Raw genomic sequence first — 10,320 nt, 5'->3', positions numbered from 1 at the left:
CCGTGAACGGCGCGATCGTCATCGATATCCAGGAATCCGGAATTTCCGCGCCTTCGACCACCGTGCTGGATGGCCGGCTGGCGATACGCGCGGCAATCGTCAATCATCGCACCGACGTCGGCGAAATCGATGCACTGGTCGCGGCCGTTCTCGAATTCGGTGCGCAGCGCTCCGCTGGACCCGACCGGTCTCCGCCATCGGCGATGTAACTACTCCCTCCCAACAAAATGCAGCCGATGCGAACGGTTGGGCGCTGCATGAAAGTACAGGTTGCGCAGCCATTGCACTTTTGGCTCATGCGCGCGTGTTGAGCACCAGCCACGTGCGCAGGCTCGTGTTGCCGCGAATCCATTTTGTGCGTAGTTTCTTCTGCCGATCTTTCGGTATTCGGGGAATTTTAGCCGCTGCTCGGTGGGTGGGCGCAAGGGGGCGACGATGTCGTTGAGGGTTGTACTGAAGCCGGGCGAGCGGATCATCATCGGCCAGAGCCTCGTCACCAATTCAGAGGTGCGCGCAACGTTTCTGATCGATGGCGAGGCGCCGATCCTGCGCGAGAAGGACATCCTGACCGCGGACACGGCGAACACCCCGGTGAAGCGACTCTATCTCTGCGTCCAGTTGATGTATCTGGAGAACGATATTCCGAAATACCAGGACCTTTATATGGGTTTCGTCAAGGATCTGCTGGAGGCAGTACCGAGTTTCAGGTCGACTATCGAGACCGCAAGCAGGCTGATATTGAGCGGCTCGCTTTACAACTCGCTGAAGGAAATTCGGAAGCTTTTCGCGCGCGAAGAGGAGTTGCTGAGGCGCTCAACTGCATGAATCGTCGCGCCGGCGCTTGGACGTGTCGCGAACATCCCCTCATGACTCGGCAGTAACGACCGGACCAATCAGGCCCTGAGATCGGTCGCAAGCGGCCGCGTGGACTCTTCCTTGGTCAGGTCCAGGGTGCGGAAATAGGCGCGGCGACGCAGCACGGCTTCGTCCGGAAACTGGGTTACGACCTGATCGGTTCTGCTATCAATCACCTGAAACACGAGCTCGCCCGCGGCGCGGTCAAAAAAGGCCTGACGCGAAATGAATTCGCTCACATCCTGCGGGTCGTTGCGAATGACGGTGCTCGCGTCGACGGCGGTAACGCTTTGGCTTGGCGGCAATTGCGTAGAGACTGCAGCGCGGGCTGCATCACCCGCGGCGGGTACAATAGGTGGTGCGACCGGCGCCCCCACCGGTCTGATGCTGAAATCTGTACTCACGGCAGCCTCCTGGCTCTCCTCGAGTCAAATCCAACCCCCCTTCGTCATCAATTATGAACCTGACCTCTCAACGCAAGGTTAGGGGACGCGATGAATGCGGTGCTGACGCCCTCGCGACAATTTGCTGAAAATTTTATGGAAAAGCGCCGCACCGCTCTCAAAGCGAGCGGCTGACCGCGATCGGCGTGATGTGACGGGGCCCTACCGTAACGCGCCGTCCCGCCGCCGTGTAGGTGTTCGGAATGTTGCGGCGCTGGACCTCGCTGTTGACGCCGCGCACGATGCTTTCGGATACGGCGTGTGCCGTGGCGAGCACGGTAAGGTTGATCTGCAGCATTGCGCGAAACGTTTCATGGTGACGACGCAGCGTCGAAAGAAGGTCTGGCGCGCTCTCGGCCAGAGATTTGGAACTCGCCTTGAGCTGGGTAACCACGCTGACATAGCGGCGCGACAGCTCCGATTTCCTGGCCTCGGAAGCCATCGCTTCGCGAATCTTGCCGGCGCGAACCAGCTCGGTTTCCCGTTCGATGACGGCCAGCAGAGTGGTCATGACGTCCATCAGGTTCTCGGCCAGTTTGCGCGCCTCGGCGGGTGTCGTCGACGTCGACTCACGGGCAGGTAGCCCTTGCCGCTGAGGATGCTTGTTCATGCCGGTTGTCCTTTAGCTCTGGGTGATGCGGCGGGCCTGCTGCAGGATCAGCGTACGATACACTTCGCTGGAAATTCCAACCCCGCCGGCCTTTGCGAATTGCCTGGAGTATTGCTCGGTCAGCATGGAACGCCAGACACCGGTGCCCGTCGTATTGCCGAACGGGCCTTCGCCATTGAGGCCGCTCGTCATCTGCGAGAACATCGAATTGAGAAACACCGCTTCGAAATCTTGAGCGGTGGCCTTGGCCTTGGCCTGCACCTGCGGCGAGACTTTCGCCAGCGCGGCGGCAAAATCATAGTCGGGCCGGCCGTTGATATGGGGGATGGACGCCTTGGGCGGCGCGCCGTTTGCGGTGCCAATCGAAGCGGCCTGCATCACATCACCTCGATGTCGGCCTGGATCGCACCTGCGGCCTTGATCGCCTGCAGGATGGCGATCAGGTCGCGCGGGCCGATGCCAAGCCCGTTGAGGCCGTCGACGAGTTGCTGCAGCGATACGCCGTCCCTGACAACCGCAAGCTTCCTGCCGTCCTCCGTGACGCCGACGCTGGTGCGCGGCGTCACCACCGTTCTGCCACGTGCCAAGGGAATCGGCTGACTGACCTGCGGGCTCTCCGAGATCGAGACGGTGAGGTTGCCTTGTGCCACGGCGACAGTCGCGACGCGGACGTCGCGGCCCATCACGATGATGCCGGAGCGCTCATCGATGATGATCTTGGCGGCGAGGTCGGGTTCGACCTGCAATTGTTCGATCTCGGTCAGGAAAGCGACAACGTTGCCCTTGAATTCCGCCGGGATCAAAAGCTGCACGGTCGAGGGATCGATCGGCTCGGCGGCTTTGGTGCCGAGATAGTCGTTCACTGCTGCCGCGATGCGCTTGGCGGTGGTGAAATCGGCATTGCGCAAGGCGAGCCGGACATTGGGCAGGCGGTTCAGCGCGAACTCGATCTCGCGCTCGATGATCGCACCGTTGGCGATGCGGCCGACGGTCGGCACGCCGCGGGTGATGCTGGCGGCCGCGCCCTCCGCCTGAAAACCGCCGATCGCCAGCGAACCCTGTGCCACCGCGTAGACATTGCCGTCGGCGCCGAGCAGGGGGGTAACGAGCAGGGTGCCGCCTTGCAGATTCTTGGCATCACCAAGCGCCGAAACCGTGACGTCCATGCGGGTGCCCTGGGTGCCGAACGCGGGCAGGTTGCCGGTGACCATGACGGCGGCGACATTGCCGGTGCGGATGGTGGCGCCGCGGATGTTGACGCCCATCCGCTCGAGCATCGCTTGCAGCGATTGCTTGGTGAAGGGGATGTTGTTGAGCGTATCGCCGGTGCCATTGAGCCCGACGACAAGGCCGTAACCGACCAGCTGGTTCTGCCGGACGCCCTCGATATTGGCGAGGTCCTTGATTCGGGACGTCGCTGCTGCGGGAAGAGCGGACAGCACCAACACCGCCGTCGCCATGCAGGCGAGGCGAAACCGTTTTCCCCAAGAAGCGCTTGGCATCCTCTGCTCCCCGCTGAGGGTCCTAAAATGGTGCGCGCATCACTCCCATGACGGCGATCCACCATGCACCATGCGAGCGCCGTGCCACGCCCATTCGCGACGTTAAATTACTGACTTGATGCGTGAAAAGGGCGACGACCGCGCACGGGCGCGGGCCGCCGGGGCGGCGAAAATGCCTCTCCGCGGCAGATTTTGCCGGGTCATTTACGTTGCATTAACCATGCGCGAGCGATGCTGGGAGCGACACGGGCGAGAAACAGCGATGCGCATCTCAGGACCGAACGGCACCACTCTCGGCTCTCAGCCTGGCAACATCCGCCGCACCAGCAGCGGTGGCTTTGCGTTGCCTGACGCCGCATCCGCTCCGGAGGCTAGGGCGGCAGTGGCGCCCAAGGCAGCCGCAGGCATCGACACGCTGCTGGCGCTGCAGGGCATCGAGGATGATCCGATCGAGCGGCGCAAGCGGTCGGTGCAGCGCGGCAAACGGGCGCTCGATGTGCTCGACGACCTCAAGATCGGCCTGTTGTCCGGCAATTTCGACACCTCGACGGTCGTCCGGTTACGCGACGCTGCCGCCAACCTCAAATCCTCTTCTGGCGACCCTGGCCTGGACGAGGTCCTGTCCGAAATCGAACTGAGGGTCGAGGTCGAATTGGCCAAGGCCGGGCAGTTCTGAACCGCTTAAACCACGGTTCCCTCGGGGGGAATCGGCGCCGTCTCCGCTCCATAAGGGCGATATTGTCTGTCACAACATGCCACTATATAAGGCGCCCGCGGGCGGGCCTTTCTCCATCCGCCGGTGCCGCCGAATCGGGTTTCGTAAGGGGTAGTTGCCGCGTATTGGCTCAGCAACTTCCGATAGAAAGCGGCATTGGAAGCTTTGATTTTTTGCTGCGGCTTGATCTGCCGAAGTTCGCGTAACAGGTGCGGCAACGAGCTTTGGAATCGGGCACTCGAACGCATAGATGGACTGACCTTGGAAAAGTTGAAGAATTATCGACCCTCCGAAAAAGAGCCTTTCATGAACGATCGCCAGCGCGAATATTTTCGCGCCAAGCTGTTGGCCTGGAAGGATGAGATTTTGCGGGAATCGCGGATCACGCTGCAGACGCTTCAGGAGGAGAACGTCAATCATCCCGACCTCGCCGACCGCGCCTCTTCGGAGACCGACCGCGCCATCGAGTTGCGTGCGCGCGACCGGCAGCGCAAGCTGATCTCCAAGATCGATGCGGCGTTGCAGCGCATCGAGGACAACACCTACGGCTATTGCGAGGAAACCGGCGAGCCGATCTCGATCAAGCGGCTGGAAGCGCGTCCGATCGCGACGCTCTCGGTCGAGGCGCAGGAGCGCCACGAGAAGCGCGAGAAGGTCTATCGCGACGAGTAGGTCGCGATCACGAGCTAGGCTGCCGCGTCTCAAGGACCAGCCCCGATTTAAATTTCGTATCTCAATCCCGCCGGCAACGGAGTCGCCCGGGCACACTGCGACGGGGCGGGTCGAGACGGTGCGAATCGTGCCGCAAGCATTGCCGGTAGCCCTCAGTGGCCTCGTACCAAAAGGGACCGACAACGGGGCGAAATGGCGGCACGGAGAGTGTCAACCTTACTCTCAAGCCGGAGCCAAGCGGAATTTCAAGGAGCCAACATGCCTTACGCGACGACGGACGACGGGGTACGCCTCTATTTCGAGGAGACAGGATCGGGTCATCCGGTCATCTTCGTTCATGAATTCGCCGGCGATTTGCGCAGCTACGAGCCGCAGATGCGGTATTTCGGAAAGCGCTATCGCGCTATCGCCTTCAACGCGCGCGGCTTTCCGCCGTCGGATGTACCGGACAATGTCTCTTCCTATTCCCAGGCGCGCGCCGCCGACGACATCCTCGCGGTGCTCGATCATATCGGCGCGTCGAAAGCGCACATCGTCGGGCTCTCGATGGGCGGCTTCGCCACGTTGCATTTCGGCTTGCGCCATCCGCACCGGGCGCTTTCCTTGTGCATTGGCGGCTGCGGTTATGGCGCCGAACCCGACAAACGCGACACGTTTCGCGCCGAAGCCGACGTAATCGCCAACACGATCCGAACCGAGGGCATGAGCGCCTTTGCTGAACGTTATGCTTATGGGCCGACCCGCGTGCAATACGAAAACAAGGATCCGCGTGGCCACGCCGAGTTCAAGGCGATGCTGGCCGAGCACTCGGCAGTCGGATCGGCCAACACTCAGCAAGGCGTGCAGAAAGAACGGCCATCGCTCTATACCCTGGTCGACGAGATGAAGCGCATAAAAGTGCCCACACTGATCATTACCGGCGACGAGGATTGGCCGTGTCTTTTGCCGGGCATTCTTATGAAGCAAAACATCCCGTCGGGTGCGCTCGCGGTAATCCCAAATTCGGGGCATGCGATCAACATCGAAGAGCCCGAGGAATACAACCGAATCGTCGGCGATTTCCTCTCCCAGGCGGAAAGCGGCCGCTGGCCGCACCGCGATCCCCGCGCGGTCAGCGCGTCCATCACCGGAATGAAGGGGTGATTTGATTGCCCACAAGCCAACTCTGCAATTTGTTGTATCGCCGACATCAATCGCAACCGGCTCACGCGCCAAGTAACAAGGTGAAACCGTCAAACGATGGAACGCTGTCTAGAGCACGAACGGTTGAAACCTTGCTACCTTTTGAGTTGAATGCCCCAACTCTGGATCGGCCACGATCCGTTGGCTTTTTCTTCGACCGTGAAGTGAAGATCCTTCAACCGGCTCGCCTCCAACATCCTAATCAAGTCCGAAAACTGATCGCGCGTGACTTGGAGCGATAGGTTCAGAGAGTGCGGCGGCTCGGGTCAGTCTAAAAATTGCAGCTCATGCCGAAAATCTTTACTTGAACCTGTAGTTGGTGCAGGTTGCACGCTATGTTTCGAAGCATGGAAAGGCTTCCTCGCGAGGGAAGTCCACACTCCTAAATCAAGGGAGGCATGTATGATGCCAGATCCCGCTCTGTCCGACCCTTATTCTGCGCCAGTTGCTCTACCCTTTGTGGGCCCCGCATCCACCCCGGAATTTTTCAAGCTGTTGCCATCCGCGCCGTGCGGCACGAACCGATTCAATCGCTCCAGTGATTTTCCTGGTCGAATCGACCGGCAAGGCCCGGCCGACAATAGAAGGAAGAGCGCTCTGCGAGCTTGGTATGTGGCGGAGGATCGGCGGCGTTCCGAGCCGCACATGACGACCACCCCTTCGGTCGTCGAGACAAACCACCGCCATGCCCGACCACGCCTCCGCACGGTCGTATCAAAAACAAGAAACTGATCAGGCCCCGCCACCGTCCAGCCCCTCCGATCCCCTCGACTATATGTCTCCGAGGTTAAAAATTCGAGAGAAGCGAAGACGTTATCCAATTCCAGCTTTAAGGCAACTTCGCCTTCCCTCCAGGGGACCAGAGAATGTCAATTCGTTCAAACAAGATCGCCCTCTTTATCGATGGCCCTAATCTCTTTGCCACGGCCAAGACGCTAGGCTTTGACATCGATTACAAGCGCCTTCTCAAGGAATTCCAGAGCCGGGGAACCCTGGTCCGGGCATTTTACTATACGGCCATCATTGAGGATCAGGAATATACGTCGATTCGTCCCTTGGTCGACTGGCTCGATTACAACGGTTACACCGTCGTGACCAAGCCCACCAAGGAATTCATTGACGACAGCGGAAGGCGCAGGGTGAAGGGCAATATGGACGTTGAGCTTGCCGTGGATGCCATGGAGATGTCCGCACACGTTGACGAGATGGTTCTCTTCTCAGGAGATGGCGATTTTCGTTCGCTGGTGGAAGCCATACAGCGCCGCGGCGTCCGGGTCACCGTTGTTTCGACAATCTATACGCAACCGGTAATGATCGCAGACGAGTTGCGGCGTCAAACCGACGTATTTCTTGACCTAAGGGAGCTGCAACCGAGGATCGCCCGCGATCCAATTGAACGCCCGCTGCGACCGCAGATCGTGCTCCCAAGCCAATGACGCTCCACTAAACGACGCACCTCTTCACTTTGAATTTTGCCTCATTTGCTGCGTCGAATAAGTCTCTTGTTGGCCCACAGCTGAACTACGCTGCGACAATCGCGACGTCGGCTTTCGAGGGCAAGACCGGACGTGGCCGGGAGAAGGTCTCCGTGCGGTGACCTGCCGTCATCAGTGGGGGCGTCCTGGTAGGCCCGAAAGGTAGCAAAATGAAACAGTCGAACGATCGCGCTCGTTTTGCTTTGCGCGCGTTTGACCTGGGTGCTTGCGAGCGAGCGCCTTGCGCGAGGGCAGCTCTTGCAAGGGTTTCAGATCTTTGGCGTTCATGTACACCATCAAGTGAGTGTCTGTGGTGAACAGAGCCATCTGACCTCTCGCATCGCGACGATCGGCGCAGTGGGAGTAGGCTTCGAGGAGCTCGCGGATGGCGAGGCGATCCGCGGCTTCCTGAGGCGAAACGGGTTTGGAACTGAGAAGTCGTCCAGCGTCTGGAGACTCGGGCTTCATGGGTGTTGGCGCGAAGATCAAGACAATTATGGAGACACCACGCCAGTCTGGCGTCGGAGGGCCGTTGGGGTCAGTCCAACAAGCTTTCGAAACACCCGGTTCATTTGGTATGCATTGTGAAACCCTGCCGCGAGCGCGACGTCGGAGACCGGCAGATCGCCTTTCGACAATAGCTCCTTCGCGCGGCGGACTCGCTCTGAAAGGATGTACTGATAGGGGGACAGCCCAACTGACTCCTTGAACGCTCGAATACTGACTCCTTGAACGCTCGAATAAAGTGGAACTGGCTTAGTTCTGCCACCACCGCCAGATCGGAGATCGTGACATCGGTCGATATTTGAGCGTCGATGAGCTCTTTGACGCGCCTTAGCTGAGCTGCGGTCAAACCTCCGCGAGCCGGTTTCAGTTGCGAAGGCTTGACTTTCGCGACATGCCGTAGCTCCCACAACAGCAACAGCCCGAGCGTCTCCGCATAGGCATGGTCGTCCAGGCCCGAGGCATCCATGACACTTTGAAGTTTTTGGAGCGTTGCTTTGAGAGTGTTGTCTTTGAAATACAAGGAGGGAGGGACATTTGAGATATCGTTTGCTTCGTAATCCGACATCGTAGGCGCGAGATGCACTGCGACGGTGGATGCGCGCCTTTCAAAGCGATTCCAGCCTTCCACGGAAGACCCGACCGGCACGAACGTCAATGTGCCGCGGGCGTCGGTAAGCGTCGAACGGTTCGCTCCATTTATCGTCGTCTCCCCATCAGAACGAACAAAATCATGCAGCGCTAAATAAGCGGCCCGCGCCTCCACCCGGTAGCCCACTTCCGTAGGCCGAATGCGAACCAGCTCGGCAGAGAACCATGACCACGATATCTGCTTAATTACGAGCGGATCATGTGCATCACGACGTCGCTGATACCACTCGATTTTGCCGAACAGCCCCAATTTGTTTCACCAAAAGCTCTTCTGTTTCTTCATCTCTAAATTGCAATTTGCATTTGTAAATTAAATTCACCCGTTCGAGATGTCACAAATTGCTGATGGACAAAAATTGCTGTAGCAGCGCAAGGCATCTCATTGACACCGGACAATCGGGAGAGATGATCGTGCTTACTCAACATCTGACAAAGCAATGTCCGGTTGGGGTCGCTGTCCTCTTCATGATATCGCTGTTTGCTGCTTTGGCGAACTGGGCCAGCACGCTTGCGGCCGCGGCGGACAGCCTCTATCGCGTGGCGGCAATCGTGACTGGACAGGGCGACGCCAATCGCATTATCGGCTTCGCCGCTTGTTTCCAGGACGTTCTCATTAAGGTTTCCGGAGCGCTCAAGCTCGAGGGCGATCCTAGACTAAGCGCGTACAAATCGAACTCCGCTGATTTCGTTAGCTCGTATAACTATCACGACCAGATGTCCGGCACGCCGAAGCGCGACGAGCAGGGCACCCGCGACCGGCCGTACGATTTGATTGTCGATTTCGATGACAGGAAGATCAACGATGTTCTTAACTCGCTCGGCGTCAAGCCCTGGCTTTCGCGCCGCCCGGTCCTTGGCGTTTTCGTCGAGATGGAGCAGGGCTCAAGACAATACATCGCCACATCAGATGCAAAGCAGTCCGACCTTCAACGGCACTCACTCCTCGCCGCGGCCTTAAAGCGAGGCATGGTAATTGTGCTGCCTGATGTTGAAGCATTGGCGAAAGCGAACATCAATGCCGCAGAACTCTTGACGACACCATCCTCGACACTGGCATCTCTAGCATCCGAACTGGGTGGCGAAGTCGCCTTGGTCGGACGGCTAAAGTGGGAGGACTCTGAGCTCGGATGGGCGACGGAGTGGCGGATTCACTGGAATGGCCGGATGCACCGATGGCAGCTTCGCGGCGTCACGTTTGATGAAGCCTTTCGCCGCGGCATCGGCGGCGCAGCTCAAATCCTCTCAGGCAACGGCGATCCGGGATAGGCGATCGCGGCTTTCAGGGCGTGCTACAAAACCACCTACCGGGTCGCGGTCATTTGCTTGATGGTGTTTCGCTTAATGGCTGATCGGTCGGGTGCACTCGTTGCGCTCACGCATCGATGCGGATCGCGGACCGACGAGGAGTATGATGGACCATGAAGAGCTTGCTGCTGGCGTGGTTTCCATGGTTCTCGCCGCGTGGGAAGCGACTGCAAAGGACGTGCAATGCGTCCGCGAGCGCGCTGCCATGGTCCATGTAATCCTGCGTTCTTCGGGTGTGCGTGAGTACCGAACTACAGCACTACTCTCGCAACTGCCTCGACGTTCAATTCGGGCTTTGGAAATCGCGCCGGGTTCACGGGGGGTGGCCAGTTCGGTTACAATTGGCAGTTTGGGGGCAGGGGTGTAGAGGGTTTCGAGGCTGACACTGGATTTGGGCATTGTGACC

11 protein-coding genes and 1 pseudogene are annotated in these 10,320 nt (G+C 59.1%); 7 read left to right on the top strand and 5 right to left on the bottom strand.

The genetic code is table 11. The features are described 5' to 3' along the window. Together VNX23_RS25600 and flbT are read left to right on the top strand one after the other, a co-directional pair. Positions 1 to 209, top strand: a pseudogene (locus VNX23_RS25600) (cytochrome D ubiquinol oxidase subunit I); the annotation flags it as partial. A gap of 226 nt (positions 210 to 435) precedes the next feature. Beyond that, entirely contained in the window at positions 436 to 825 is a 390-nt protein-coding gene (gene flbT, locus VNX23_RS25595; RefSeq protein ID WP_325634351.1) for a flagellar biosynthesis repressor FlbT, read from the top strand. A gap of 68 nt (positions 826 to 893) precedes the next feature. Here the strand turns inward: flbT and VNX23_RS25590 are convergent, their stop codons facing one another. The 4 genes from VNX23_RS25590 to VNX23_RS25575 all read right to left on the bottom strand — a co-directional run bounded on the left by VNX23_RS25590 (position 894) and on the right by VNX23_RS25575 (position 3,368). Next, the gene (locus VNX23_RS25590; protein WP_325634350.1) at positions 894 to 1,259 is read right to left on the bottom strand and encodes a hypothetical protein; all 366 of its coding nucleotides are present in this window, start codon (positions 1,257 to 1,259) and stop codon (positions 894 to 896) included. A gap of 157 nt (positions 1,260 to 1,416) precedes the next feature. Next, a complete protein-coding gene (locus VNX23_RS25585; protein WP_325634349.1) occupies positions 1,417 to 1,908 on the bottom strand; it encodes a hypothetical protein in 492 nt (163 codons plus the stop codon). A 12-nt stretch (positions 1,909 to 1,920) separates the two neighbouring features. Further along, positions 1,921 to 2,286: a flagellar assembly peptidoglycan hydrolase FlgJ gene (gene flgJ / locus VNX23_RS25580; RefSeq protein WP_325634348.1), complete on the bottom strand. Its 366-nt coding sequence runs from the start codon at positions 2,284 to 2,286 to the stop codon at positions 1,921 to 1,923. Then, the gene (locus tag VNX23_RS25575; RefSeq protein ID WP_325634353.1) at positions 2,286 to 3,368 is read right to left on the bottom strand and encodes a flagellar basal body P-ring protein FlgI; all 1,083 of its coding nucleotides are present in this window, start codon (positions 3,366 to 3,368) and stop codon (positions 2,286 to 2,288) included. Before VNX23_RS25575 ends, flgJ begins: the two co-directional genes overlap by 1 nt. 304 nt (positions 3,369 to 3,672) lie before the next feature. Here VNX23_RS25575 and VNX23_RS25570 point away from each other — a divergent pair, with 304 nt between their 5' ends. The 4 genes from VNX23_RS25570 to VNX23_RS25555 all read left to right on the top strand — a co-directional run bounded on the left by VNX23_RS25570 (position 3,673) and on the right by VNX23_RS25555 (position 7,415). After that, a complete protein-coding gene (locus VNX23_RS25570) occupies positions 3,673 to 4,086 on the top strand; it encodes a flagellar assembly protein FliX (RefSeq protein ID WP_325634347.1) in 414 nt (137 codons plus the stop codon). 345 nt (positions 4,087 to 4,431) lie between these two features. Continuing rightward, a complete protein-coding gene (dksA, locus tag VNX23_RS25565; protein ID WP_325634346.1) occupies positions 4,432 to 4,797 on the top strand; it encodes an RNA polymerase-binding protein DksA in 366 nt (121 codons plus the stop codon). A gap of 258 nt (positions 4,798 to 5,055) precedes the next feature. Further along, positions 5,056 to 5,940 carry an alpha/beta hydrolase gene (locus VNX23_RS25560; protein WP_325634345.1) on the top strand — a complete coding sequence of 295 codons (885 nt, stop codon included), beginning with the start codon at positions 5,056 to 5,058 and terminating at the stop codon, positions 5,938 to 5,940. A gap of 905 nt (positions 5,941 to 6,845) precedes the next feature. Next, positions 6,846 to 7,415, top strand: coding sequence for an NYN domain-containing protein (locus VNX23_RS25555; RefSeq protein WP_325634344.1), 570 nt, complete (start codon positions 6,846 to 6,848; stop codon positions 7,413 to 7,415). Between the two features lie 533 nt (positions 7,416 to 7,948). Here VNX23_RS25555 and VNX23_RS25550 read toward each other — a convergent pair. After that, a complete protein-coding gene (locus VNX23_RS25550) occupies positions 7,949 to 8,368 on the bottom strand; it encodes a helix-turn-helix transcriptional regulator (protein ID WP_325634343.1) in 420 nt (139 codons plus the stop codon). Positions 8,369 to 8,954: 586 nt separating this feature from the next. On the opposite strand from VNX23_RS25550, the gene VNX23_RS25545 reads away from it, so the two are divergent. After that, on the top strand, positions 8,955 to 9,875 hold the full coding sequence (locus VNX23_RS25545; protein WP_325634352.1) for a DUF2066 domain-containing protein: 921 nt from the start codon (positions 8,955 to 8,957) through the stop codon (positions 9,873 to 9,875). The last annotated feature ends 445 nt before the right edge of the window (positions 9,876 to 10,320 follow it).

Origin of the sequence: Bradyrhizobium sp. (assembly GCF_035570375.1) — a bacterium.
Classification (GTDB): Bacteria; Pseudomonadota; Alphaproteobacteria; order Rhizobiales; family Xanthobacteraceae; genus Bradyrhizobium.
Note: the sequence above shows the minus strand (reverse complement) of the source record. Positions and strands in the feature narration are given on the sequence as shown.